27 protein-coding genes are annotated in these 24,847 nt (G+C 37.1%); 6 read left to right on the top strand and 21 right to left on the bottom strand.

Going from position 1 to position 24,847, the window contains the following annotated elements:
- Nucleotides 1-27: 27 nt before the first annotated feature.
- Nucleotides 28-519 (bottom strand): 50S ribosomal protein L21, encoded by a 492-nt coding sequence (gene rplU, locus I6U49_RS10505; protein ID WP_193711432.1) that lies wholly within the window; start codon nt 517-519, stop codon nt 28-30.
- Between the two features lie 99 nt (nt 520-618).
- Nucleotides 619-1,083, bottom strand: coding sequence for a DUF4199 domain-containing protein (locus I6U49_RS10510; protein ID WP_198628634.1), 465 nt, complete (start codon nt 1,081-1,083; stop codon nt 619-621).
- A gap of 183 nt (nt 1,084-1,266) precedes the next feature.
- Here I6U49_RS10510 and I6U49_RS10515 point away from each other — a divergent pair, with 183 nt between their 5' ends.
- Both I6U49_RS10515 and I6U49_RS10520 read left to right on the top strand, forming a co-directional pair.
- Nucleotides 1,267-2,592 carry a M16 family metallopeptidase gene (locus I6U49_RS10515; protein ID WP_232804692.1) on the top strand — a complete coding sequence of 442 codons (1,326 nt, stop codon included), beginning with the start codon at nt 1,267-1,269 and terminating at the stop codon, nt 2,590-2,592.
- A 17-nt stretch (nt 2,593-2,609) separates the two neighbouring features.
- Nucleotides 2,610-4,670 carry a M16 family metallopeptidase gene (locus I6U49_RS10520; protein ID WP_198628635.1) on the top strand — a complete coding sequence of 687 codons (2,061 nt, stop codon included), beginning with the start codon at nt 2,610-2,612 and terminating at the stop codon, nt 4,668-4,670.
- A 489-nt stretch (nt 4,671-5,159) separates the two neighbouring features.
- On the opposite strand, the gene I6U49_RS10525 is transcribed toward I6U49_RS10520, so the two are convergent.
- From I6U49_RS10525 to mutY, 5 genes are all read right to left on the bottom strand, one after another.
- The gene (locus I6U49_RS10525; RefSeq protein WP_198628636.1) at nt 5,160-6,065 is read right to left on the bottom strand and encodes a DMT family transporter; all 906 of its coding nucleotides are present in this window, start codon (nt 6,063-6,065) and stop codon (nt 5,160-5,162) included.
- A 224-nt stretch (nt 6,066-6,289) separates the two neighbouring features.
- Nucleotides 6,290-6,871, bottom strand: a complete 582-nt coding sequence (gldD, locus tag I6U49_RS10530; RefSeq protein ID WP_198628637.1) for a gliding motility lipoprotein GldD — start codon at nt 6,869-6,871, stop codon at nt 6,290-6,292.
- A gap of 13 nt (nt 6,872-6,884) precedes the next feature.
- The gene (locus I6U49_RS10535; RefSeq protein ID WP_198628638.1) at nt 6,885-8,213 is read right to left on the bottom strand and encodes a gliding motility-associated protein GldE; all 1,329 of its coding nucleotides are present in this window, start codon (nt 8,211-8,213) and stop codon (nt 6,885-6,887) included.
- A 21-nt stretch (nt 8,214-8,234) separates the two neighbouring features.
- Nucleotides 8,235-8,705, bottom strand: coding sequence for a single-stranded DNA-binding protein (locus tag I6U49_RS10540; RefSeq protein WP_198628639.1), 471 nt, complete (start codon nt 8,703-8,705; stop codon nt 8,235-8,237).
- A gap of 104 nt (nt 8,706-8,809) precedes the next feature.
- A complete protein-coding gene (mutY, locus tag I6U49_RS10545; protein WP_198628640.1) occupies nt 8,810-9,865 on the bottom strand; it encodes an A/G-specific adenine glycosylase in 1,056 nt (351 codons plus the stop codon).
- Between the two features lie 126 nt (nt 9,866-9,991).
- Between mutY and I6U49_RS10550 the strand changes: the two genes are divergently transcribed.
- From I6U49_RS10550 to I6U49_RS10560, 3 genes are all read left to right on the top strand, one after another.
- Complete coding sequence (locus I6U49_RS10550; protein WP_255351554.1) at nt 9,992-10,300, top strand: HU family DNA-binding protein; 309 nt, start codon at nt 9,992-9,994, stop codon at nt 10,298-10,300.
- Nucleotides 10,301-10,607: 307 nt separating this feature from the next.
- On the top strand, nt 10,608-12,146 hold the full coding sequence (locus I6U49_RS10555; protein ID WP_193711441.1) for an Rne/Rng family ribonuclease: 1,539 nt from the start codon (nt 10,608-10,610) through the stop codon (nt 12,144-12,146).
- A 124-nt stretch (nt 12,147-12,270) separates the two neighbouring features.
- Complete coding sequence (locus tag I6U49_RS10560; protein WP_394370306.1) at nt 12,271-12,750, top strand: regulatory protein RecX; 480 nt, start codon at nt 12,271-12,273, stop codon at nt 12,748-12,750.
- Nucleotides 12,751-12,798: 48 nt separating this feature from the next.
- Here the strand turns inward: I6U49_RS10560 and I6U49_RS10565 are convergent, their stop codons facing one another.
- The 8 genes from I6U49_RS10565 to I6U49_RS10600 form a co-directional block, all read right to left on the bottom strand.
- On the bottom strand, nt 12,799-13,680 hold the full coding sequence (locus I6U49_RS10565; protein WP_198628641.1) for a cupin-like domain-containing protein: 882 nt from the start codon (nt 13,678-13,680) through the stop codon (nt 12,799-12,801).
- Complete coding sequence (locus I6U49_RS10570; protein ID WP_198628642.1) at nt 13,677-14,546, bottom strand: cupin-like domain-containing protein; 870 nt, start codon at nt 14,544-14,546, stop codon at nt 13,677-13,679. The genes I6U49_RS10565 and I6U49_RS10570 overlap by 4 nt, the downstream gene beginning before the upstream one ends.
- A 14-nt stretch (nt 14,547-14,560) precedes the next feature.
- Nucleotides 14,561-15,652 carry a biotin synthase BioB gene (gene bioB, locus I6U49_RS10575; RefSeq protein WP_198628643.1) on the bottom strand — a complete coding sequence of 364 codons (1,092 nt, stop codon included), beginning with the start codon at nt 15,650-15,652 and terminating at the stop codon, nt 14,561-14,563.
- Between the two features lie 75 nt (nt 15,653-15,727).
- A complete protein-coding gene (locus I6U49_RS10580) occupies nt 15,728-16,885 on the bottom strand; it encodes a beta-ketoacyl synthase N-terminal-like domain-containing protein (protein WP_198628644.1) in 1,158 nt (385 codons plus the stop codon).
- A 167-nt stretch (nt 16,886-17,052) separates the two neighbouring features.
- The gene (gene bioA, locus I6U49_RS10585; protein WP_198628645.1) at nt 17,053-18,318 is read right to left on the bottom strand and encodes an adenosylmethionine--8-amino-7-oxononanoate transaminase; all 1,266 of its coding nucleotides are present in this window, start codon (nt 18,316-18,318) and stop codon (nt 17,053-17,055) included.
- A gap of 176 nt (nt 18,319-18,494) precedes the next feature.
- Nucleotides 18,495-19,112 carry a dethiobiotin synthase gene (bioD, locus tag I6U49_RS10590; protein WP_198628646.1) on the bottom strand — a complete coding sequence of 206 codons (618 nt, stop codon included), beginning with the start codon at nt 19,110-19,112 and terminating at the stop codon, nt 18,495-18,497.
- Nucleotides 19,113-19,184: 72 nt separating this feature from the next.
- The gene (locus tag I6U49_RS10595) at nt 19,185-19,607 is read right to left on the bottom strand and encodes a putative signal transducing protein (RefSeq protein WP_198628647.1); all 423 of its coding nucleotides are present in this window, start codon (nt 19,605-19,607) and stop codon (nt 19,185-19,187) included.
- An 82-nt stretch (nt 19,608-19,689) separates the two neighbouring features.
- The gene (locus I6U49_RS10600; RefSeq protein WP_198628648.1) at nt 19,690-20,847 is read right to left on the bottom strand and encodes an aminotransferase class I/II-fold pyridoxal phosphate-dependent enzyme; all 1,158 of its coding nucleotides are present in this window, start codon (nt 20,845-20,847) and stop codon (nt 19,690-19,692) included.
- A gap of 34 nt (nt 20,848-20,881) precedes the next feature.
- Between I6U49_RS10600 and I6U49_RS10605 the strand changes: the two genes are divergently transcribed.
- Entirely contained in the window at nt 20,882-21,325 is a 444-nt protein-coding gene (locus I6U49_RS10605) for an MgtC/SapB family protein (RefSeq protein WP_198628649.1), read from the top strand.
- Between the two features lie 61 nt (nt 21,326-21,386).
- Here I6U49_RS10605 and mnhG read toward each other — a convergent pair whose 3' ends face one another.
- Genes mnhG through I6U49_RS10635 form a run of 6 tightly spaced genes read right to left on the bottom strand, consistent with a single transcriptional unit; the run spans nt 21,387 to nt 24,829 of the window.
- Entirely contained in the window at nt 21,387-21,800 is a 414-nt protein-coding gene (mnhG, locus tag I6U49_RS10610) for a monovalent cation/H(+) antiporter subunit G (protein ID WP_193711451.1), read from the bottom strand.
- On the bottom strand, nt 21,797-22,072 hold the full coding sequence (locus I6U49_RS10615) for a cation:proton antiporter (RefSeq protein ID WP_075325587.1): 276 nt from the start codon (nt 22,070-22,072) through the stop codon (nt 21,797-21,799). The genes mnhG and I6U49_RS10615 overlap by 4 nt, the downstream gene beginning before the upstream one ends.
- Complete coding sequence (locus I6U49_RS10620; protein WP_193711452.1) at nt 22,069-22,545, bottom strand: Na+/H+ antiporter subunit E; 477 nt, start codon at nt 22,543-22,545, stop codon at nt 22,069-22,071. The genes I6U49_RS10615 and I6U49_RS10620 overlap by 4 nt, the downstream gene beginning before the upstream one ends.
- A complete protein-coding gene (locus I6U49_RS10625; RefSeq protein WP_193711453.1) occupies nt 22,545-24,065 on the bottom strand; it encodes a proton-conducting transporter transmembrane domain-containing protein in 1,521 nt (506 codons plus the stop codon). Before I6U49_RS10625 ends, I6U49_RS10620 begins: the two co-directional genes overlap by 1 nt.
- Nucleotides 24,062-24,415 (bottom strand): Na+/H+ antiporter subunit C, encoded by a 354-nt coding sequence (locus I6U49_RS10630; protein ID WP_079719904.1) that lies wholly within the window; start codon nt 24,413-24,415, stop codon nt 24,062-24,064. The genes I6U49_RS10625 and I6U49_RS10630 overlap by 4 nt, the downstream gene beginning before the upstream one ends.
- Nucleotides 24,416-24,418: 3 nt before the next feature.
- On the bottom strand, nt 24,419-24,829 hold the full coding sequence (locus I6U49_RS10635) for a Na+/H+ antiporter subunit B (protein WP_193711454.1): 411 nt from the start codon (nt 24,827-24,829) through the stop codon (nt 24,419-24,421).
- Nucleotides 24,830-24,847: the final 18 nt, after the last annotated feature.

Here is a 24,847-nt window from a genome sequence, read left to right on the forward strand (position 1 = left end):
TTACTTTAGTTTTAAGTAGATTAATAGTTAACTTAAAGCTTCAATTAATTCAGCTTTCTTCATAGAAGAATAGCCTTCAAGACCTTTCTCCTTAGCCATCTCTTTCAATTCAGCTACGGTGTACTGACTTAAATCTTCCGATTTCTTATCAGATTTGGTTTCTTTAGGTGCTTCCTCTTTTTTAGCTGAAGCAGCTTTTTTTCCACCTTTTACATCGATGCTTTCAATTACGATCTCGGTTAAAGCCTGGCGATGACCGTTTTTCTTCTTGTAACCTTTACGTCTTTTCTTTTTGAAAACAATAACTTTGTCTCCTTTAAGGTGACGTGTGATTTTTGCTCCTACAAGAGCACCATCTATAGCCGGGGCGCCTAGATTTATGTTGTCTCCGTCTCCGGTAAGAAGAACTTTGTCAAAAGAAACGCTATCTCCTTCTTCTCCGCTTAGACGGTTAACAAACACCTTTTGGTCTTTCGCAACTTTAAATTGCTGCCCTGCTATCTCTACAATTGCATACATAGTGTTATGATTAATTAATTTATGCTATATTTCGCTTGGCTTTTAACAAGCGGGTGCAAATATACTTCTAAATAATTAATTCACAAAGCCTAAAAAGATTTAATAGGTATGCTGTTGGCCTTCTTTGGTATTCCAGGAATCTTTAAACAACTGCATATAAGCTAAGGTAAGCACCAGGCTGGTTGCAAAGCCCATTACTGCAACCACAAATAAGACGATTCCTATATCTGTTCCATAATCTGTACGCCACATATTTATAAGGTTACCAAGAAAATCTGGACTTAACTCTGTAGCATAAAAAGCAAAGAAAACAGTAAAAACAATAGTAGCGTTAAATCCGGTAAGTAGGCTTGCCATAAAGCCTTTCTGATACTTAAACTTTGTACCTTTATCGTCTCTGTAGGCCTTTAATGCCAACCACATCCCCAACGCCATTATCACGCCGTTAAATAAACTCAATAAAGGATAGATGTGTGCATTGAAAACCGATAATATCAAAAAATAAGCAATTAACCCTACTGAAATTAAAAGCCCGTATTTAATTGGAATACTAAAATTTTTCATAGCTCTGGTAGATGTTTTTATTTATAAATTTCGAAAAAATATATCGGTTATTAACTTAATAGCTTGTTAATTTTGACACTTTTCGCACAAAATTTATATTTTCCTCATTATTCTCTATTTTTATTGTAACAATTCACCATCTTTAAACACTAACCAAACGCATTAATAAAAACCTATTCAAAAATGATTAAAAATTTAAAAATGGCTGCCATTGCACTAGCTTGTAGTGCAGCAGGAATTGCCCAGGAGGTAGAATTTACCGAATACAACCTCGATAACGGATTAGAGGTTATTTTACACCAGGATAACACTGCCCCGGTAGTTACAGTGGGAGTAATGTATCACGTTGGCGCAAAAGATGAAGAAGAAGGCCGCTCTGGTTTCGCCCATTTTTTCGAACACCTTTTATTTGAAGGCACCAAAAACATTGAACGTGGTAAATGGTTTGATATTGTTGCCGCAAATGGGGGCAGCAACAATGCAAACACCACACAAGACCGCACGTACTATTATGAAACTTTCCCCTCTAATAACCTTGAACTGGGTTTATGGATGGAATCTGAAAGAATGCTGCATCCCGTTATCAACGAAATTGGTGTAGAAACCCAAAATGAAGTGGTAAAAGAAGAAAAGCGTTCACGTATTGATAATGCCCCTTACGGAAAAATAATATACTCTACCGGTATTAACAAATATGTGTTTAACAAGCATCCTTACAAAAACTCCATTATTGGTACTATGGAAGATCTGGATGCCGCTGAACTCGAAGAATTCAAAGCTTTTTTCGATAAATATTACGGCCCAAATAATGCCACTTTAGTTGTTGCAGGCGATATAAAAATTAATGAAACCAAAAAGATGATCGAAAAGTATTTTGCTGAAATCCCCAAAGGGAATGAAGTAGAAAGAGTTTCGATTAAAGAAGAGCCTATTACTGAAACTATTACTGCTACCGAATATGATAGCAATATTCAAATTCCGGCAAAGTTATTCGTTTACCGCACCCCTTCCATGAAAGACAGAGACGCCTATGTGCTAGACATGATTTCCTCTATTCTTACCGATGGAAGAAGCTCTAGAATGTATAAGAAAATGGTAGACGAAGAGAAAACTGCCTTACAGGTTTTAGCCTTCCCAAGATCTCAGGAAGATTATGGAACCTATGTGATGGGTGCGCTTGCTTTAGGAGAAACTCCGCTAGATACTTTAGCTGCTTCCATGGATGAAGAAATTGATAAACTTCAAAATGAACTCATCTCTGAAAAAGAATACCAAAAACTTCAGAACAAATTCGAGAACCGCTTTGTAAACTCCAACAGCAGTATATCGGGTATTGCTTCTTCATTAGCAACTTACAATGTTCTTTATGGAAACACCGATCTAATTAATGAAGAGATTGAAATCTATAGGGATATTACCAGAGAAGACATCAAAAGAGTAGCCAACCAATACCTTAACGAAAATCAACGTCTAGAATTAGACTACCTTCCAGAAAGCGAAAAAGAATAACATAAAAAATAAATAGAATGAAATTTAATATACTCACATTATTTATCGCCTGTTTTTTGACCACCACGGCAATAGCACAGGTAGACCGTTCTAAACAACCCGAACCGGGACCGGCACCAAAGATTAATCTAGGGCAACCAGATGAATTTGTATTGCAAAACGGGCTAAAAGTTTTGGTAGTTGAAAACAATAAACTACCACGTGTTTCTGCATCCCTGATTATAGATAATAAACCTCACGCCGAAGAAAAACCGGCCACCTCATCTTTAGTTTCTGCCTTAATGGGCACGGGTACCCAAAACATATCTAAAGACGATTTTAACGAAGAAATAGACTTTTTGGGAGCCAGTATAAGTTTAGGGGCTGAAAATGCTTCTGCACGTTCACTTTCTAAATTTTTCCCAAGGGTTATGGAGCTTATGGCTGAAGGGGCTTTAAGGCCAAAATTTACCCAGGAAGAGTTTGAAGCCGAAAAAACCAAACAAATCGAAAGTCTAAAGTCTATCAACAAAGATGTAGGTTCTATCGCCAGCAGGGTTAGTGCAGCCTTAGCTTATGGAGCTAACCACCCTTACGGTGAATTTGCTACCGTAGAAAATACTGAAAAAGTAAGCCTGGAAGATATCGAAAATTTCTACAACACTTACTTTAAACCCGGTAACGCATATCTGGTTGTAGTTGGAGATATAAAAACTTCTGAAGTTAAAAAACTTGCCGAGAAAAATTTTGGAGACTGGGAAGCCGGAACCCCAAATGAACAGGAATTACCAAAGGTAGCTAATGTAGCCAATACACAAATCAACCTGGTAGATATGCCCAACGCGGTACAAAGCGAACTAAGGCTTCAAAACACCATAGATTTAAAAATGGCAGATGAAGATTATTTCCCGGTATTGGTGGCAAACCAAATTCTAGGAGGTAGTTTTGGAAGTTACCTAAATATGAACCTTCGGGAAGACAAAGGCTACACCTATGGTGCAAGAACAAGTACCGGAGCCGATAAATATGCCTCTAGATTTGTTGCACAGGCAAGTGTTAGAAACGCAGTAACCGATAGTGCTATTGTAGAATCTTTAAAGGAAATAAAAAGAATTAAGACCGAACCGGTAGACGCTAAAATTTTAGAAAACGCTAAAAGCAAATTTGCAGGAGACTTCGTTTTAAGACTAGAAAGACCTTCTACTATCGCCAATTATGCACTTAACATTAAAACCAACGATCTTTCAGATGATTTTTATGAAACTTTTTTAGAAAATATAAATGCAGTTACCGCCGAAGACATTCAACGTGTAGCCAACAAATATTATCAAACCGACAATATGAGAATTGTTGTGGCAGGCAAAGCTTCAGAAATTGCTGAAAATCTTGAAAAAGTTGAATTTAACGGAAAAACAATTCCGGTTAAATACTACAACAAATTTGGCGAAGAAGTTGAAAAACCACAAACTAAAGAAGTTGATGCATCGGTAACGGTAGAAAAAATTTATGCAGACTATATTGAAGCAATTGGGGGACGTGATGCTGTGGAAGATGTAGAAAGTGTAGTTATGAAAGCCGAAGCCAGTGTACAGGGAATGGCTCTAAACCTAAGTCTAAAAAGAACTATGGATGGTAAATTAAACCAGGAAGTTTCTGTTGGCGGTAACGTAATGAGCAAACAGATTTTTGATGGTGAAGCTGGATTTGTAATGGCGCAGGGTCAAAAAATCCCTTACAATGAAGATCAAATTAAAACTGCTAAATTAGATGCTAATCCATTTCCAGAACTAAAGGTTGGAGACGCAACTTTAGAAGGAATTGAAACTGTTGAAGGTAAAGATGCTTACGTTGTTGCACTTAGCGACAACTACAAAGCTTACTACAACGTAGAAAGTGGTTTAAAAATGCAAACTGTACAAACGGTATCACAAGCAGGGCAAACCATGACCATTCCTACAGGATATAGCGATTACCAGGAAGTTAAAGGAGTGAAATTCCCTTTTAAAATGACTCAGGCTGCAGGCCCACAAACATTTGAATTTGATGTTTCCGAAATCCTTGTTAACGAAGGAGTTTCAGCTGAAGATTTTGAAGAATAGTGATTTTTGTTAATGTTAGAGGGAACCGGCCAGCGATGGTCGGTTCTTTTTTTTCTAAAACTATATTTCATGAGATTTGAAACCGAAAAACATCTTTTACCGCCTTATTTTAAGATTATCTCTTTTGCAATTACTGCCCTGGCATTAATTTCTGCGATAATAAGCTTTAATGAAAAACTGAACCTGGACCCAAATATTTTCCTGCCACTTGGGAAATACTTATTCTTGTTAGCGCTCGTATTTTTTTCATTCTCGAGAGAAAAAAATGAAGAAAAAATTTTTAATCAACTTAGGTTAAAATGTCTAATTTCAGCAATAATTTTCGCTAATATCTTCTTCCTTTTTAATACTTTTATGGAGTTACCCGAATCGGTTGAGCATCGTGAATTTATGTCTGCCTTCGAAGTTTTATTGATCTTTCATATCTACTATCTGGTTTCCTTTTATTATTATAAAAACAAATAAACCAAACGACATTAAAAATTTAAATTAAGTTGCCTGTTTTCTAAACTTAGAGAACACTTTTTTAGATCGGTTTACAATAAACACTCCTATCAAGATTACAAAAGCTGAAAATAATTGCCAGACACTAAAAACTTCGCCGTCTAAAATCCCCCAACCTAAAGCAACCACTGGTATCGTATAAGTAACGGAAGTGGTGAATACCGGATCTGATATTTGCACCAGTTTATTAAAAATTATCATAGCGACCCCAGTTCCAATCACCCCCAAAACAGCAACATAACCTATAGATTGCTGTAAAACATCATTAGATAGCTCACGTTCAAAGAATCCAGAATAATATAAAATTAACAAACCAGGCAATAGTAAAACGCCAAAACTTCCCGCTGCGATTGCCAGCGGACTAATATCACTCATATGGGTCTTCAAAATATTAACATTCATAGCATAGCAAGATGCTGCCACAATAACCAAAAGTGAATAAAGGTAATTTTGGTCTGGGTTGATACTGGCACCACTTAAAATTAAGCCTGCCGTACCTAGAAGCCCCACTACAACTCCTAAAATTTTATTCTGATTGAATGCTGCCTTAAAAAATAAAGCCCCAAAAATAAGTGTCATTAAAGGAGTGGCCGCATTTAAAATTGAAGCAATAGCACTATCTATTTCGGTCTCTGCAAAAGAAAAGAGATAAACCGGAAAGAAATTTCCCAGTATACCCGATATCAGCACCCATTTCCACTGTCTTTTTCTAATGTTTAGCATTGATTTAAACCCAATAAGCAAAAGAAAAACCGCCGCAAAAATTATTCTAAAAGAACCTACTTCCAGGGCCGATAAACCAACAAGTCCCTTTTTAATAAGAATAAAGGAACTTCCCCAAACAAGAGAAAGTATAACCAGGTAAATCCATTTCAATTTTTCCAAAGGCATATTTCCAAATTTTTAAAGCTGCAAAAATCGGTATTACTTTAGAGCTAAAAAGAAATTCAACAACTAATTTTAAAATGATTTTAATGCAAAACCCGGCACAAAATTATATGCAGTTTTCTACATCCCTAGTACAATCTTTTATAGCAATTTAGCTAAATTAGGAAACAAACGGATTTTTAAAGAAGTACAAGAAGCTAAAACCAAAAAAAGCTCTTCGGAAAGAATTAATTAGAATTTGAAGTTAAATTTTCCCAACTGAAAGTTTCAATGATATGTTTCATATCTTTTTTTAAGTAATCTGCAGCGGGAATAATAGAATCGTAATTGGGTTTAGCCCTAAAGTAAGCCGAAGCGGTTACAAAATGATTTACACTATCGGTAAGATAAAATTGAGCCTGGGAAGCCGCATCTCCAGAAACCTCATAAAACATCCCATAAACATCCCGAAGCTTATTTGTATAAACATCTCCTTCAATAGCATCGGCTTTGATAGTATGCTGCAAAGGAAGTTTCTGAGCATCTGCTAACAAAGAATCCAGATTATTATTTATTCGCTGATAAGTTATAAATATAGTACCGTTAAGCTCTTTATACTCCAGGTCTATCCAACAAGGAATATTGTTTCGGGAGTCTTTGATTTTCACCAGGGTATTAATTTCAAAATTATAGGGACAGTTAAGTTGTGCAGCCCCGTATTTTGCCTCGGGATAATTTAGCGATAAAAAGGCACGAGGTTTTGGTGTTGTTGCATCTTCACCGCAAGCGGCAAACAACAAAAGCAACAAGAAAAACCCACAATATTTCATAGCCTCAAATATTTTAAACTTCTACCGGTGAGATATTTACTTTTATTTGTTTTAGCCGTTTGTTATCCAAAACCTCTACTGTAAAACTATAGTTCAAAAAGTAGATAACATCATTCTTTTTCGGAAAACCTCCTGAAGTCTCCAATAAAAAACCGGCAAGGGTATCTGCTTCCCCCTTCCTCTCTTCAAAAGCCACCGGATCCTCAATTTTCACAATGCGGTAAAAATCCTTTAACGGGGTTTTCCCTTCAAAAACATAGGTGTTTTCATCTAATTTAGAGTACACCAGGTCTTCATCATCAAATTCATCGCTAATATCACCAACAATTTCTTCAATAATATCTTCCAGGGAAATCAAGCCACTGGTCCCACCATACTCGTCTACTACAATTGCCAGGTGATTCTTTTTAGTTTTAAAATCGTTAAGTAAATCATCTAACTTTTTATTCTCGGGAACAAAATAAGGCTCCCGTAACAAGCCTGTCCACTCAAAGTCCTTTTTATCGATAAATGGCAATAAATCTTTAACATATAAAATACCTATTACATTATCTATATTTTCCCGGTAAACCGGAATTCTAGAATACCCCCTATCTATAATTTCAGGAATAATTTCTTTATAAGCCTGACTCTCATTTAAGGCAAAGATGTCCATTCTTGGGCGCATTACCTGCTTGGTATCTGTATTTCCAAACGAAACAATGCCTTGTAATATTTTTTGCTCTTCCTGGGTGGTATCTTCTTCACTAGTAAGTTCTAAAGCCTGTGATAAATGGTCTACACTTATAAAAGCACGCTGCTTCCCAAGACGGTTGTGCATAAAAATTGTAACTGCTCTCATTGGGCTACTAAGAGGCGTAAAGATGGTGTCAAGAAAGTTTAAGGGACGTGCCATAAAATTGGAAAACGCCACGTTATTACGACTTGCATATACCTTCGGTAAAATCTCACCAAATAAAAGAATGATGAAGGTAACTACCCCAACCTCAATAAGAAACTTAAAGTTAATACCGTAAAATACAGTATTCATCCCACCAAAAATTTCATCGGCAATATTATCAAATAGCAGTACCACCGCTATGTTAATAAAATTATTGGCCACCAGGATAGTAGCCAACAGCTTCTTGGGTTTATCTAATAAGTTTACCACAAGTTGCTGGGTTTTACTTCGCTTGCCGTCTTCGGTTATTACATCGGCAGGAGTTAGCGAAAAGAAAGCCACCTCTGCCCCAGAAATCAAGGCTGAACAAAGTAAAAGCAGCAATAGCACCAAATAGCCTATTAGCTGCGTAAAATCAAAAGCGGCCCATAACAAAATCAAACTGGGAGGTTCTGAATCCAAATGATGAGGTTTTAATTAAACTTAGAAAGGCAAATCGTCTTCCTCTTCTTCCTTTGCCATAGATTGACCGGCAAAATTATCATTTTTAGGCGTGTTTTGTTGGTTTTGAGAAGGAGAATTTTGTTGTTGCATATTTCCGCCACCTTCGCTCTCTCCTTTTGGCGTTAAAAAGGTAAAATCTGTACATTGTATCTCTGTAGTATAACGATCATTTCCCTGGTCGTCCTGCCACTTTCGGGTTTTAATTCTACCCTCAATATATACCTTATCGCCTTTTTTAAGATATTTCTCGCAAATTTCTGCAGCCTTATTACGCACTACAATATTATGCCACTCGGTATTGGTAACACGTTCGTTGGTGGTGCGGTTAGTATAGGTTTCGTTGGTAGCCAACGGAAATCTGCCTATTGCGCCACCCCCTTCAAAATAATGCATTTTCACGTCGTCTCCCGTATGCCCTATTAGCATTACTTTGTTTAATGTACCTGTCATCTCAATTAATTATTTTTAGCCAAAAACGGCTCTTTAATTTACACCCTAAAATACTGAAAAATTTATTGCTAATTAAAGCCAAACTCCATAAAACTTTAAACAAATTATATAGAATAGGTCTCCAGCCCGGTTTCTTCAATGAAATTAGCAATTAAAACCGGAACGGGATAATTCTTAACCTGCTTTACAGGAATTCCCTCTCCACCTACTCTCTCAGCTTTCACCCACCAAAAATGCGTATAAATATGTTGATGTGAAAGCTTATGCACCACGGGTTTTTTATTATGCAATTGCAAAGACATCTTTTGTTCTCCCAAAATCTCCTTTAAATTTTCTTCGGAAAGGAAAGCCTTATCGCTTACCGGCTTCTCAGTTTCAATTAATGGAAACTCGTATAAACCGTTCCAAATTCCTTTCCCGGTTCTTTGCTGAAGCAAAGTTTTATTTTCTTCAGAATACACTACTAAATAATTAAAGTAGCGTTTTTTAATTTTGGTTTTCTTCAACTTAACCGGCAAGTCTTCAATTTTATCCTTTTTCAAGGCCAGACAAGCCGAATTTAAAGGACAAGTCTCACAAAGCGGATTTTGCGGTTTGCATTGTAATGCACCAAATTCCATGATGGCCTGGTTAAAAGTAGCAGGGTCTTCTTTATCCAGAAGTTCTTCAGCCAAAGCCCTGAACTCTTTAATACCTGATGTAGAATTTATAGGTGTATCTACATCAAAAAAGCGAGATAAAACCCTGTAAACATTTCCATCTACTACCGCTACAGGTTCATTATAGCTAATAGAAGCAACCGCAGCCGCAGTATAATCTCCAACCCCTTTTAACTTTTTAAGTTCTTTATAAGAGCCCGGAAAAACACCATTTAGTTCATCGGCTACATATTTAGCACTTTCATGTAGATTTCTTGCGCGCGAATAATAGCCCAAACCCTGCCATAATTTTAACACCTGCTCCTGCTTTGCTTTAGCTAGATCAAAAACACTTGGAAAAGCATTTACAAAACGTAAATAATAGGGCAAACCTTGCGCTATTCTGGTTTGTTGAAGCATAATTTCACTTAACCAAATACGATAAGGATCGCTGGTTTTGCGCCAGGGCAGTTCGCGTTTATTCCTCAAATACCAATTAATCAAGACTTTAGAAAAAACCATATACAAAATAGACTTGATGCAATATTAAAAGTTTATTCCGTTATTATTTAATGAATTAGGCTTGAAATATTGCAGATTTAATTCTTATATTTGCGCCCTTGAAAAATATAGAAATCCCAATTTATAATATTAAATAGTACGAAAATGACGAAAGCAGATATTGTAGCAAACATTTCAGAAAAATTAGGAATGGAAAAAGGTGATGTCCAGGCTACTATTGAAACCTTCATGGATGAGGTTAAAACTTCATTAGAAAGTGGAGATAACGTATATTTAAGAGGATTTGGAAGCTTTGTTGTAAAAACAAGAGCCGAAAAAACCGGAAGAAATATCTCTAAGAACACAACAATTAAAATTCCCGCACACAACATTCCGGCCTTTAAACCGGCTAAAATTTTTGTAGAAGGAGTAAAAACTAACGTAGAAGTTAAGTAAATTGAAACTCTAAAATAGTTTCGCTATAAAATAATTTATTAATTAAAAAGGAACACTATGCCAAGTGGTAAAAAAAGAAAAAGACATAAGGTAGCTACGCACAAGCGTAAAAAAAGAAACAGAGCTAACCGCCACAAGAAAAAGTAGTTTTCATACTACTTTTTTTGTTTAAAACGTTCATTGAAATTGAAACCCAGCTTATTAATTCACAAGCTTAGGGTTTCTTCAGGATTAAAACCCTGTGATAAAATAATGTTTAATCCATCTGTAACTGCTTAGGCAGCTATAGATATAAATCTAATAGAGTGTGGACAAAGAATTAATTATTAGGTCCGAATCCTCTGCTGTAGATTTTGCCTTACTGAAAGATGGAAAACTTATTGAACTCAACAAAGATGAAGACGGCAACAAATTTAATGTTGGCGATATTTTTATTGCTAAAATTAGGAAGGCCGTACCCGGGTTAAATGCCGCATTTGTAAATGTTGGCTACGAGAAAGATGGTTTTTTACACTATCATGATCTCGGCCCCCAGGTTTCTTCTATGCTTAAGTTCATAAAACGTGTAAGCACAGGTAAATTAAAAGATTATTCCTTAAAGAATTTCACATTCGAAAAGGATATTGACAAAGACGGGGTAATTACCGACGTCTTAAAGTCAAATCAGTCGTTACTGGTTCAGGTTGTTAAAGAACCTATTTCTACCAAAGGCCCCAGAATAAGCTCAGAGCTTTCTATTGCGGGTCGTTATATTGTATTGGTCCCCTTTTCTAATCGCATTTCGGTTTCACAAAAAATTGAAAGCAAAGAAGAAAAAGACCGGTTAAAAAGATTGGTAAAAAGCATTAAGCCCAAAGGTTTTGGGATTATTGTTAGAACCGTAGCCGAAGGCAAAAAAGTAGCAGAACTGGACAGAGACCTTCAAAATTTAATGGGTCGCTGGACAGGAATGTGCAAAAAGATGTATAAGCCACATCATCCCTCTAAAGTATTAGGAGAATTAAACAGGGCTTCTTCCCTGTTAAGAGATATTTTTAATGACTCTTTTACTTCTATTACCGTAGATGATGAGACGCTTTATACTCAAATTAAAGACTATGTGGGCGAAATCGCCCCAAGTAAAGAATCGATTGTTAAATTATATCAATCTAATGTTCCAATTTTTGAAAAATACGGTATCGAAAGACAAATAAAAACTTCATTTGGGCGCACCGTCTCTATGAGCAAAGGCGCCTACCTGGTAATAGAACACACCGAAGCTATGCATGTAATAGACGTAAATAGCGGGAACCGTTCCAACAAATCCAGAAACCAGGAAGATACCGCATTAGAGGTGAATATGATTAGTGCCACAGAAATAGCCCGGCAATTGCGTTTACGCGATATGGGTGGTATCATCGTGGTAGACTTTATAGACATGGGCAAAGCCGAAAACCGCAAAACCCTGTTTGATCACCTTAGAAACGAAATGAGTGACGATCGTGCAAAACATAAGATTTTGCCCCCGAGTAAATTTGGGTTGATACAAATTACAAGACAACGCGTAAGGCCGGAAATGAATATTAAAACCCGTGAGGAAAATCCAAACGGTACTGGTGAAATTGAAGCACCAATTCTTTTAATAAACAAAATTAAAACCGACCTGGAAAAACTCATTAAGAAAGATCACAAAAAGATCACTTTGAGTGCGCACCCATTTATTGCAGCCTTTTTAACCAAAGGCTTTCCATCTCCCCGCTCGCAATGGTTTTTAGACCATAAGCGATGGGTGAAAATTTTACCAAGAGACGCTTACACGTATATGGAATATCATTTTCACGATAGAGAAGGAAATGAAATCCTTTAATCTTAAAAACGCCTTTCGTTAATTCGGAAGGCGTTTTTTTATGCTTGATCCTGAGAAATCAAATTTGATTCCACTACTATTAATTTTTACTTTTATAGCCTTAAATTTGATTCTTTCATTTTAAATTTTGAAAACATCCCAGGAGTCATACACAATTAAAGAAGCAACCATCAAACTGATGCAGTTTTGTGCTTACCGCGATCGTTCCCATAAAGAAGTTGAGGAAAAACTAAATAAAATGAATATGATTCCCGCCGCGCAAGAGCAAATTATTATACAGTTAATGCAGGAAGATTTTTTAAATGAAGAACGCTTTGCCCGTAGTTTTGTAAGAGGAAAGTTCAGAATTAAAAAATGGGGAAAAATTAAAATTAAACAGGAATTGAAATTCAGGGAAATTTCTTCGCCCATTATTAAAATAGCACTCACCGAAATAGAACAGGAAAAATATACCGCTACTTTATACGAACTGGCCGAAAAAAAACTCAATTTACTTAAAGAACCAGACACTTTTAAAAAAAAACGAAAATTAGCCGATTTTCTGCTTCGCAAAGGCTATGAGAGCAATCTGGTTTATGAAGTGGTAAATGAGCTCTTAGAGTAGCTCTTATCGCCCTCACTAGTTTAGAAAACTGTAAGGTTTGTAGGTATTTTAAATCTTATTCCTTTTATGGGTTCGTTTTATGGCTTGCTCATTTTTATAATCTATCCACTTCTGGCCTCTTAGCTTGCGCATATAGTTATCAAAATTACGCATAACCACCAGGTTATAAACCGCTTTAGAAAAATTGGTAAGCCTTCTGGGCGTAGCCCTTAAACTCATAGAAAAACCGGGCGTTACATAAGTCATTTGGTGCCAATAACCTTCGGGCATATATAAAGCCTCTCCGTGATTCAATTCGGTTACATAACCTTTGGCCTTTTTTAAAACCGGGAATTTCTTAAAATCAGGATTATTAAAATCGATGTCTTCACGGGATATAAGTGCGTGCGGAACCTTATACAAATATTCCCCTTCTGAAGGAGGATAAATTATACATCGTTTTTTTCCGTGGAAATGAAAATGAAGAATATTAGCAAAATCGATGTCGTAATGCATAAACACCTTAGAGTTCTCACCACCAAAAAACAATGTAGGCAACTGTTTTATAAATCGAATTCCGAGATCGGGAAATTTAAAGTCGTTTTGTAAAACCGGTACTTCTTTTAATAAATGATAAAGAAAAATACGGTAATTGGTTGGCCCAGATTTAAGCAGCTCTATATAATTTGCCATCTTCATCTCTGTATGTGGCTCGTTGAATTTTTGTTTTGAATTAATAGGCCTGTCATCATACAACGGAACCACTTTTTCGCCCGCAACCTCGCTTATATAATCTAAATCCCACTTTTGCACAGCAGGCCAATCATCTACTAGATGCTCTATAACCACGGGTTTTTGCGGACGTACATAATTTTCTAAAAAGTCTTTTTTAGAAATAGTTTTAAGCCTGGGTATGGCTTCCAGGTGTAAGCTCTCTTCCTTCTCCATCATTCAATTCCGGCACTTCTGTGCGTATTTTCAATCGCTTTTTTATTCTTGTAATCTATCCAATCCTGCCCCTTTATCTTACGCATTAAATTATCGTAATTTCGAGTAATAAGCAAATTTTTAAGCACCTCGGCAATACGTCCCGGCTTTTGAGGCAATGACCGCAGCGTCATAGATAAACTTGCGGTTTCATACTTAATATAATGCCACCATTTACTGGGAATATACAAGGCTTCTCCATGTTGTAAAGTAGCTTCAAAACCCTTTGCTTTGGCCAAAGCCGGATATTTTTCAAAATCTGGGGCATCCATATTTATAATCTCCATACTTACAATAGAGTGTGGAACGTGATATAAAAACTTAGTTTCAGAAGGAGGATATAGAATCACCCTTTTTTCGCCTACAAAATTGAAATGAAAATTATTGGCAAGATCCATATCATAATGCATCACCACACTACTGCCTTCGCCTCCCACAAATAAAACAGGCAACTTTTTAAAGAATTTCACCCCAAGATCTGGATATTGAAAATCATCAATTAATTCCGGACAATTTTGCAACAGGTTAAAGAAAAACATCCTAAGATCTGTAGGGCCTTTTTCAAGAATATCTATGTATTCGCGCATAGGGACTTTCATAGCCGGGCCATGGGAGTTTTGCCGGCCCTTTGCCGGTTTACCATCATAAAGCGGCACTACAACATCCCCGGCTTTATCCCTAAAATAATCAAAATCCCACTTTTTTGTTGCCGGCCAATTAGATGAAAGTGCTTCAAAAACAACCGGTTTTTCGGGTATAAAATATTCTTTCAAAAACTCTTCTTTTGAAAGGTTTTTAACCCGCGGTATGTCTTGCAGATTCAATCTCAAAGCTGAATATTGTTTTAAGCTTTGGCCTTAGACTTTTGTTGGGCTTCTACATTACGCTCAATAGTATGCCCGGGTCTTGACCATTTTGGTTTTTCACCTAAATTCTGATATTTAGATTCTTCAGCTGAAACACTTTTAGGCTGCTCCTTTTTCTCAAATGCTTTCTGAGGGTTCAAACCTAAAGATTTAAACAGTTCCATATCTTCATTTACATCGGGATTTGGCGTGGTAAGCAGTTTATCTCCGGCAAAGATCGAATTTGCCCCTGCAAAGAAACACATGGCCTGCCCTTCCCTACTCATTTGGGTTCTTCCTGCCGAAAGCCTAACTTGCGTTTCAGGCATTACAATCCTTGCAGTAGCAACCATTCGCACCATTTCCCAAATAGAAACGGGCTCCTGCTCTTCCATAGGGGTTCCCTCAACGGGCACCAAAGCGTTAATCGGTACAGATTCCGGCTGCGGACTTAAAGTTGAAAGAGCTACCAGCATTCCTGCCCTGTCGTCTACACTTTCCCCCATTCCTATAATTCCACCACTACAAACCGTAACGTTGGTTTTTCTAACATTCCCAATGGTATCTAACCTATCCTGGTAGCCACGGGTAGAAATCACTTCTTTATAATATTCTTCTGAAGAGTCCAGATTGTGATTGTAAGCATACAAACCGGCTTCAGCAAGACGCTGCGCCTGGTTTTCGGTAATCATTCCCAGGGTACAGCACACTTCCATATCCAGTTTATTTATGGTTCTTACCATCTCTAAAACCGAATCGAATTCTTCACCATCCTTTACGTTTCTCCAGGCAGCCCCCATACAAACCCGGGAACTTCCAGACTCCTTAGCACGTAAGGCCTGGGCTTTTACCTGGTTCACGCTCATAAGGTCGTTTCCTTCTACATTGGTATGATACCTGGCAGCCTGCGGGCAGTACCCACAATCTTCGGGGCAACCACCGGTTTTTATCGAAAGTAAAGTTGAAACCTGAACCGTATTGGGGTCGTGGTTTTTTCTATGTACAGTAGCCGCTTCATAAAGCAGCTCCATTAAAGGTTTATTGTATATTTCTAGAATTTCTTCTTTTGTCCAGTTATGTCTTGTGGCCATAAAAATAGATTTGATTCAAAAATAAATAAAACTGCGCTTTAATATAGCTTCAGTATAGAAAGATTTCTAAATATATTACTTTCTACTTATTAAAACGGAAACCGCGTTTCCGCCAAAACCAACGGCATTCACTAAAATATTTTCCAGACGTGCCGGTGTCTTGCTAATTTTAGAAAATGGAACTTCAATAAATTCCTGATGCTGAAGCATTAAAGCTGCAAGTTCTATATTAAGAATTCCTGATGCAGCAAATGTATGCCCCAGCTTCCATTTATTACTGGTTATTGCGGGCGTATTTTCACCAAAAAGGGCTTTTATAGCATTTACTTCTGAAAGGTCTCCTTTTATGGTTCCCGGCGCATGCATCACCACCGCATCAATCTTTGAAAAATCCTTTTCCCCAATGGCCATTTTCATGGCTCTTTGTAAAGATTCTCCGTTTTCAGAAATTGAAACACTATGTTTTAAAGTTTCTGTGGCATAGCCAATACCCGTAATTTTAGCGATGGCATTTTCAGAATTTTCCTTTTGAAGTGCCAAAATTCCCGAAGCCTCCCCAAGAATCATGGAATTTCGCTTTTTCCCCATATCCAGGGCACGGCAAGGGAAATCGAGGTCTTCTGAAGCATAAATTTTCATCGCTTTCATTTGGGCAATTGTAAACGCTGTTAAAGCAGCTTCACTCCCACCGGCCAGAAATTTATTCACAAAACCCGCTTGCATCCAGGCAATGGCATTTACCACCGCATGTAACCCTGTTGAACAGGTAACACTATGTGAAAATGCAGGCCCCTTCGTTTGAAGGTCTTGCGAAACCCAGGAAGAAATATTTCCTAAAGTAGTAGAAGGGGAAGCTTGTGTAGCCGCTTTTCCGGTCTCTAAAAATTCCTGATGGTATTTTTCAAATAATCCGGTAGCACCACGGGAACTACCAATATTCACACCAATGTCCTTCTCATCTTCCCAACCTGCTTCTTTAATAGCTTTTCTAGCCGAATAGATAGCAAACAAAACCGAGTCGTCCAGCTTTTTATAATTAAGTTTCTGGCCACGAAGCGATTTTATAGCTTCCTGTACTTGTTCCGGTAAAAAAGCCGCAAAAGCTTCGGTTTTTTCAAATTGATGCTTGGTAATAAAATGTTTTGGCTTTTTATAGTTCTCCCAAATTTCTGGCCTGGATTGACCTAGAGCAGAAACAGAACATAATGAAGATATATATACGGGTGATTTCAAAAGAAAATAATTTTTCAGCAAAAATACAGTCTACAGCACCAATCACTAAATGTTTCAGTACAAAATATTAATTGCAATCAAAAAACTACTTCGGGATATTACACCCTTTGGCAGTGCCAATAAATTTTGAAACATCATTTTAAAGCCCCACAAACTTAAATTATTCTTTAAATGGTATTCAACAACTTTTCAATAACCTGATAGATTTTATCCAATTCGGGTTGCGATATGGTAAAAGGCGCCAAAATATAAATGGTATTTCCAAGCGGTCTTAAAAAGACACCATTATCCATAAAATGCTTAAAAAGTTGATCTCTTAAACTACCATAACGCTCCATTTTCACATTTAAATCAAAGGCATAGATCACGCCTAGTTGACGACGATTGGTCACCCTTGGATGATCTTTTATTTTTTCATCAAAACTTTGGTGAGATTTAATAACCGATTTAATTTTTTGTTGAATTTCTTCGGAAACCAATAATTCTATTCCGGCAATGGCAGCAGCACAAGCCGGTGGATTTGCAGAATAGGTGTGCCCATGAAATAGGCCTTTTGAAATATCATTATCATAAAAAGCATCGTAGATTTTTTGCGAACAGGTGGTTAGCCCCATAGGCAGCAAACCGGCGGTTAATGCTTTAGACAGGCACATTACATCTGGTTTATTCTGCAAATAATCTGAAGCGAAATTTTTTCCGGTTTTTCCAAAGCCGGTCATCACCTCATCGGCTACACAAACAATATCATGCTCTTTGCAAATTTTCAGGATTTCATTTAAGCCTGCAGCGTCGTGCATTTTCATTGCTGCAGCTCCCTGCACCAAAGGTTCATAGATAAAACCTGCAATATTGTTTTCAGAAATAAGGTTTTTGAGTTTCGAAATTACTTCAGTATTATTTTCTCCCGTTGGCACCGGAATTCGCAAAACCTCAATAAAATGCTCTTCAAAGGCACCATTATACACCGAAAGCCCAGAAACAGACATAGCGCCAAAAGTGTCGCCATGAAAACCTTCTTCAAAAGCCAGCATCACATTACGATTATTTCCCTGGTTATGATGGTATTGCAAAGCCATTTTAATTCCAATCTCGGTAGCAGTAGAACCATTATCATTAAAAAACAGTTTCTGCTGATTGCCCGGCAAAATCTTAATAAGTTCTTCTGAAAGCTTTACTGCGGGCTCGTGGGTAAATCCGCTAAATACTACCTGATCCAGGTTTTGCATTTGCTCTGCAACCTTTGTGGTAATATATTCATTGCAATGCCCATACATGGCGGTATACCAGGAAGCAATTCCATCTATAAATTCGCTTCCATCTTCAGCATAAAGTATACTTCCTTTTGCTTTTACTATTGGCAGCGCTTTAGGAGAAATTTTGTGTTGGGTTAAAGGATGCCAAAGGTGTTTTTGATCTCGGGTAACTAAATTCATTTTATATATTCTCAGGAGGTTATCTGGAAAAGTTTTTTAAATCGTCTTTCTGAATTTATTTCAGAATCTAAGTTGTGGTATTTAGAACTTTTTAGAAGCTGAAGCAAGCCCGCCAGAAAGGACGGGAAGGTTCAGGTTGACAAAATTAGACTTTTTAAATAATCTCTACTTTTAATTTATTTCAATTTCTCTCTAAATATCTCAGCGTATTCTTTAATCACATTTTGATCGAAATAAGGTTCCTGTTCTATTCTTCCAAGAATGTTTACACCACTCATTTTCTCAATAATAGATTCGGTGGTTTTATTTTCTTCACCAGAGAATATAATTCCGAAACAGTGCAAGCCTCGCGATTTTAAAGCTTCTATAGTTAACAAAGTATGATTAATACTCCCTAAGTAATGGCGGGAAACCAGGATGATACGATCTCCGGGCAGGATTAAATCGGCTATCGTCTCTTTATCACTAATAGGTACCAATAGACCTCCGGCACCTTCAATCACAAGATTGTTTTTCGTTTCAGGCCGGGTAATATTTTCAGCATTAATTTTCACCCCATCAATTTCTGCCGCTGCGTGGGGGCTCATCGGTGTTTTTAACGCAAAGCTATTTTTATGAAAAACGGTTTTAGCATTAGAAACTAATTTTTGTACTTTATGGCTATCTGAATTATCAAGATCTCCCGCCTGAATTGGCTTCCAGTAATCGGCTTTACAGGCTTCGGTTATAATTGCAGAGGCTACTGTTTTACCAACTTCGGTGCCAATACCGGTAACAAAATAAGTATGTTTCATTATTTATAAATTCAATCTCTAATAAGGAATTCTTCTATCCTCAATAAGGTTTGGTATAAAACTAATTTTATATCAATTTTCTTGTTCGTTTAAGCTGAAATTTTCTTCACAGTTTTCGCAGTGGTAATCGTATTTATAGTGAATGGGCAATGCGAAGGTGAGAAATGAAAATAAAAAAGCCAAGAAAGAACGCACATCTTTAATATGCGTATAAACTTTTACACGAGCACTCTCACATTTTGGGCAAATCACAGGCCTCCCTTCATCATCCAAAGAGTAACTTTCTATCTCCTTTAAAATTGCCCGGGCGCGTTCCTCATCCTCAGTATAAACATTTAATTTTATGCCGCCAACAGCCTGACTAAACAAAGGATCTGTATCTATAAGAACCTGGTCTACTAAAAATACCTGTATTCCTTCAGATTGTAACTTTCCTTTTACAATTTGTGCTTCAGACGAGTATTGAAACCTGGCAATATTTACAAAAGTATTCATGTCTTTATATAGTTTATCATAAAATGAGAATCAAGCACCGGCATATAATTAATCCTGTTACAGCGAATTTCAGGATTCAATATCATACTGGTGATATCAGTAATTTAGCGAGTATTTTTAAAACCCGGTTAATTTCCTCTTCCGAATTAAAAGCATGAATACAAAATCTTAATCTTTCTTTATCTTTTGGTACGGTTGGAGAGAGTATAGGTTTTACATCAAAACCTTCTTTATTGATGTTTTGGGCTACATATTGCACCTGGTCATTTCCTGGGATTATACAACTTTGAATAGCCGATTTACTTTCAAGAAAAGCACTCTCCAAATTATTTTTTACTACTTGTTCTCTAAAATAATGAATATTGTTTTTTAAGCTTTGAATTTGTGAAATTCCACGATAAAGCTCACGGTAAACCACCAGAATAGTCGCCACCGAATGTGGTGGTAAGGCTGTGGTATAGATAAAACTTCTTGAAAAGTTAATCAGGTAATCCTTTAGGCTCTTACTTCCTAAAATTACAGCTCCGTGACAACCGGGAGCTTTGCCAAATGTGTTTATGCGGGCAAAAACTTTATGTTGAATTCCAAGCTCCTGAACCAAACCCTGCCCTTTTTCACCAAAAATACCGCTAGCGTGGGCTTCATCTACTATTAAAAAAGCATTGAATTTTTCTGCAACTTTAGCAAGCTCTTCCAAAGGTGCCATATCACCATCCATTGAAAAAACAGATTCTGTAACAATGTATATTGCGGCCCCCTCCTGCTTATCTATCTTTAAAAGCCTATTTTGAAGGCTTTCTATACTGTTATGTTGAAACTTATAGGCCTTGGCATGGCTAATTGCAATACCATCTCTAATGGAAGCATGTGCAAGCTCGTCGTAAAAAATAAAGTCTCCACGCTGTGGAACCGAAGCAAAAAAGCCAAGATTAGCATCATAGCCAGAATTAAAAACTAATGCTGCATCAGTTTGATGAAATTCTGCCAAAAGGTTTTCGGTTAACGCATACAACTTATGGTTACCGGAAAGCAACCTGGAACCGGTGGCTCCATTATATAGAATATTATGTTGCTTTAAGACGTCATGGGCCTTATGGTAAATTTTGTCGGAAGAAGCCAATCCAAGATAATCATTAGAAGAAAAATCTATAAGGGATGATGATGAGTTAAGAACTCTAAAAGCCCTTTCCTGCTTTCTATTCTCTAAACTTTTAGCTAATTTTAAAGGTAATTCCTGCATTTTGCAAAACTACAACTTTAACCAACTAATAAATATGGAACTGGCAGAATTTAGCATAAGCATTGGTCTGGCAGCCATAGCCGGACTATTTATAGGTATAGAAAGAGAATTTTCTGGGAAAAGCGCAGGATTAAAAACAAACGCCCTTGTGGCACTTGGAGCTTGTGTTTTTATATTGGTTTCGCTAGAATTTAAAGGCGATGAATTTGTAGACACCTCCAGGGTTTTGGGACAGGTAGTTACAGGAATTGGTTTTATTGGTGCCGGCACCATACTTCAGCATGGTAAGAATGTAAAAGGCTTAACTACTGCGGCTACCATTTGGTGTAGTGCCGGTGCGGGAGCACTTGCAGCATTACAAATGTATACCGAACTTTTAGTTGTATGCTTAACAATAGTGGCTATAAACCTTCTTTTTGGTTTTATTGAGCGCAAGTTAATGGCAAAGAAAAGAACACAAAAGGAAAATAAAAGCTAAAAGAATACACAGCAATAGCCTTAAAGTCTTCTTAAACTATAGAGTTCCTGTTTTAAATAGCCTATTGCGAAGCCTCATCATCCATTTTAGAATGATCTACGTTATCTTCAGGGCTATCATCTGTTTCACTCTTTAAAATATAGGAGTTTTTCTGATATTTCCCACGAAGATCATCCATAATAGAACCTTTCCACAACTTAACCCCCATAAAATAAGAAGCCCGTCCAATTAAATGTGCACTAACCGGTGCAGTTAAGAATACAAAAAGAATAATCACCAAAGCTCTGGAAGTAGTAGAAAGGTCGTTAAAGAAAACTGCTGTTCCCACTAAAATTAACCCCACTCCCAGGGTTGCAGCCTTAGTATTCACCGAAATTCGCATGTAAGTATCGGGCATTCTTATAAGTCCGATTGCCGAAAGCAAAACGAACAAGGTTCCTAAAGTAACTAAAATTACAATTATTACTGAACTCATTTCTTTCTATTTCTTTTTTCAAGGTAATAAGAAAAAGCTACTGTACTTAAAAAAGCAATCAATGCAAGAATCATTGCGGTATCTAGAAAAGTAGATCTTCCGTGTATAATACTATACACACCAATAATTCCAATCCCGGTAGTGATTAAAACATCTAGAGCAATAATCTTATCGGCAATGCTTGGTCCCTTTATAAATCGGTAAACTATAAGCAATACCGAAAAGGCCAAAATTGGTAAAATTATATAATATAAATAATCGGTTAGCGTCATCTCAATATTTCCAAAATACGTTTTTCAAATCCATTTTTTATCCCATCGATAAATTCCTGCCTATCGGTTATATACATGCTATGCACATAAAGCACCTTTTTATCGTTAGATACATCAAGGCTTAATGTACCCGGCGTAAGCGAGATCATATTTGCCAGAAAAGTTATCCCAAGGTTGCTTTGTATGGTAAGAGGAACTTTAACAATTCCCGGTTTCATTCTAAAGTTTGGGGTAACCACTTCATAAGCTACCTGCAAATTTGCTTTAAACAGTTCCCATAAAAAATAGAAAAAGAAAGCAATAACTTTAGGAAGAAGCATAAAATACCGTGCATCACTACTTCCTCGCGTAATAACCCACAGAATAAAGAAATTCACAAGGAATCCAAACAGGTAATTTTGAAAACTAAAATCTCCTGTAAGGGCTACCCATACAAAGGTGAGTAATAAGTTAGATACAAACCTGCTCTTCATTATTCGGATATTTGTGTGTTAAGTACCGCATCTATATAAAGTTGGTTATCTATTAATTCTGATGCAATTCTTGCTGCCAGGGTTTGAATATGTTCTGCACCAAAACCTACATACAAAGTCACCATACTTAAGAAAACAATAGGTACTATTATTTGAATCCTTTTTATTTTTTTAATCTTGTGGTAATACCTAAACTTAGGTTTAACCGGTATTTCCTGTGCATCTTTCCAGAAAACTTCGGCCCAAAGCTTTGCTATTACCACCAAGGTAATAAAACTTGCAAAGATAATAGCTGCCAAGCTCCAATAACTTCCTGTATCAAAACTAGCGGTAATCAACGATATTTTAGGCCAAAAACCAGATAAAGGTGGGATTCCAACCAATGAGAACAATGGGATAAACATCAACAAACTCAACTTAGGATATTGGGCATAAAACCCGCCCAATGCACGTAAGCTATTAGAGCCTTTAATGCGATAAATCAACCCACTAACCATAAATAAATTTGTCTTTACAAGGATATCGTGAACCAGGTAAAAAATTGCTCCGGCTATGGCTACTTCGGTAAACATTCCCAATCCAATAATCATATAACCAATATGGCAAATAATTAAGTATGAAAATACTTTCCTAATATTATTTTGAACCAGCGCGCCCAAAGCTCCACTAAAAAGTGTAAAAATAGCGAGCACCAGTAAGATTTGATCTAGGAACACATCTTCAACAAAAATCAGGGTAAAAACCCTAATCAAGGCATATACACCTACTTTAGTAAGCAAACCACCAAAAATAGCCGACACAGCCGAAGGCGGCGTATGATAAGAAGCCGGCAACCAGAAATACAGAGGAAAAACCGCCGATTTAATTCCGAAGCCAATTAAAAATAAAATAGCGGTAATCTCTACCAGGGCCCGGTTTTCAACTGCAGCTACTTTATTGGCAAGATCGGCCATGTTAAGGCTTCCGGTTAAACCATAAAGCACCGCAATGGCGGTTAAAAATATCATGGAGGCCAGAAAATTAAGTGTAAAATACTTTACAGCCCCTTCCAATTGAGCTTTTTCACCACCAATAGTTATTAACACAAAAGAGCTAATTATAATAATTTCAAACCAAACATATAGGTTAAAGATATCACCGGTTAAAAAAGCCCCGGTAAGTCCTAATAATAAGAAGTGAAATATGGGAAAATACCCAAATCTTAATCGGTCGCTAATTACAGAACCCGCTGAAAATATCGAAACCGCCAACCCGGCAATAGAGGTTAATAAAACCATGGTTATTGCAAAGGTATCGGCGATAAAGGTTATACCAAAAGGCGCCTCCCAACTACCTGCCTGCACGGTTTGAGTTCCATTGTTCCAAATATAGGCAAAGACACCTATGCTAACACCAAGGTGAACAATGCTACCAAGTATACTAATTACACGCTGCGCTCCAATTCTTTTCCAAAAAAACATGAGCAAAATAGCCAATAATAATTGCAGCAGTAAAGGATATAATATTAATTGTTGTGTCATGAATCTTCGTCTGTTGCGTTCATTTCGTCCAGATCATCGGTTTTAACCACCTTATGCGCTCTTTTCACAAGAATAATGGCAAAAGATTGTAAACCGAAACTAATTACGATAGCGGTTAATATTAATGCCTGCGGAACAGGATCTGCGTATGCCTCTAAAAACACTTTGGATTCTCCGGGGATAATTGGCGGTGCCCCTTCAGTAATTCTTCCAAGAAGAAATATAAGCAGGTTGGCCCCGTTTCCTAAGAGTATAATTCCAATAATGAGTTTCACCAAACTTCTGCGAAGCATCATATAAATACCCGCAGCATACAGAATCCCAATAATTATCGCTAAAAGAACTTCCATAAATTAAGCTGATTCTGAGATTGTAAATATTATTGTGAGGGTAACACCTATTACCACAAGGTATACCCCAATATCAAAAAATAAAGCTGAACCTACATTACCAATTACAGGGAAAGGTTCGGGGAACCAAAGCCCTGTCATAAAAGCCTGATCAACAAATATTGGAGACAACCCGCTAAAAAAAGCAAGAGCTAAGCCTACCGGCATCAAAAAACCGGGGTGAAATCTCAATAAGTTTTTAGTATCATCCAGGCCATTGGCGAAAGCGTGCAATACAAATGCAATTGCAGCAATTAAGCCACCCACAAAGCCACCGCCCGGCAAATAGTGCCCGCGCAATAATATAAAAATAGAGAACACCAGCAATACCGGTAAAAGGTAATTAGAAGCTGTTCTTAAAATTAGCGTACTCATCTGTATAAATTTTAGTAA

This window comes from Salegentibacter maritimus, assembly GCF_016236915.1.
Classification (GTDB): Bacteria; Bacteroidota; Bacteroidia; order Flavobacteriales; family Flavobacteriaceae; genus Salegentibacter; species Salegentibacter maritimus.

What these genes read in the sequence shown, in the direction of transcription:
- rplU (WP_193711432.1), bottom strand. Translation starts at nt 519, where the DNA reads ATGTATGCAATTGTAGAGATAGCAGGGCAGCAATTTAAAGTTGCGAAA.
- I6U49_RS10510 (WP_198628634.1), bottom strand. Translation starts at nt 1,083, where the DNA reads ATGAAAAATTTTAGTATTCCAATTAAATACGGGCTTTTAATTTCAGTA.
- I6U49_RS10515 (WP_232804692.1), top strand. Translation starts at nt 1,267, where the DNA reads ATGATTAAAAATTTAAAAATGGCTGCCATTGCACTAGCTTGTAGTGCA.
- I6U49_RS10520 (WP_198628635.1), top strand. Translation starts at nt 2,610, where the DNA reads ATGAAATTTAATATACTCACATTATTTATCGCCTGTTTTTTGACCACC.
- I6U49_RS10525 (WP_198628636.1), bottom strand. Translation starts at nt 6,065, where the DNA reads ATGCCTTTGGAAAAATTGAAATGGATTTACCTGGTTATACTTTCTCTT.
- gldD (WP_198628637.1), bottom strand. Translation starts at nt 6,871, where the DNA reads ATGAAATATTGTGGGTTTTTCTTGTTGCTTTTGTTGTTTGCCGCTTGC.
- I6U49_RS10540 (WP_198628639.1), bottom strand. Translation starts at nt 8,705, where the DNA reads ATGACAGGTACATTAAACAAAGTAATGCTAATAGGGCATACGGGAGAC.
- mutY (WP_198628640.1), bottom strand. Translation starts at nt 9,865, where the DNA reads ATGGTTTTTTCTAAAGTCTTGATTAATTGGTATTTGAGGAATAAACGC.
- I6U49_RS10565 (WP_198628641.1), bottom strand. Translation starts at nt 13,680, where the DNA reads ATGATGGAGAAGGAAGAGAGCTTACACCTGGAAGCCATACCCAGGCTT.
- bioB (WP_198628643.1), bottom strand. Translation starts at nt 15,652, where the DNA reads ATGGCCACAAGACATAACTGGACAAAAGAAGAAATTCTAGAAATATAC.
- bioA (WP_198628645.1), bottom strand. Translation starts at nt 18,318, where the DNA reads ATGAATTTAGTTACCCGAGATCAAAAACACCTTTGGCATCCTTTAACC.
- bioD (WP_198628646.1), bottom strand. Translation starts at nt 19,112, where the DNA reads ATGAAACATACTTATTTTGTTACCGGTATTGGCACCGAAGTTGGTAAA.
- I6U49_RS10595 (WP_198628647.1), bottom strand. Translation starts at nt 19,607, where the DNA reads ATGAATACTTTTGTAAATATTGCCAGGTTTCAATACTCGTCTGAAGCA.
- I6U49_RS10600 (WP_198628648.1), bottom strand. Translation starts at nt 20,847, where the DNA reads ATGCAGGAATTACCTTTAAAATTAGCTAAAAGTTTAGAGAATAGAAAG.
- I6U49_RS10605 (WP_198628649.1), top strand. Translation starts at nt 20,882, where the DNA reads ATGGAACTGGCAGAATTTAGCATAAGCATTGGTCTGGCAGCCATAGCC.
- mnhG (WP_193711451.1), bottom strand. Translation starts at nt 21,800, where the DNA reads ATGAGTTCAGTAATAATTGTAATTTTAGTTACTTTAGGAACCTTGTTC.
- I6U49_RS10615 (WP_075325587.1), bottom strand. Translation starts at nt 22,072, where the DNA reads ATGACGCTAACCGATTATTTATATTATATAATTTTACCAATTTTGGCC.
- I6U49_RS10620 (WP_193711452.1), bottom strand. Translation starts at nt 22,545, where the DNA reads ATGAAGAGCAGGTTTGTATCTAACTTATTACTCACCTTTGTATGGGTA.
- I6U49_RS10625 (WP_193711453.1), bottom strand. Translation starts at nt 24,065, where the DNA reads ATGACACAACAATTAATATTATATCCTTTACTGCTGCAATTATTATTG.
- I6U49_RS10630 (WP_079719904.1), bottom strand. Translation starts at nt 24,415, where the DNA reads ATGGAAGTTCTTTTAGCGATAATTATTGGGATTCTGTATGCTGCGGGT.
- I6U49_RS10635 (WP_193711454.1), bottom strand. Translation starts at nt 24,829, where the DNA reads ATGAGTACGCTAATTTTAAGAACAGCTTCTAATTACCTTTTACCGGTA.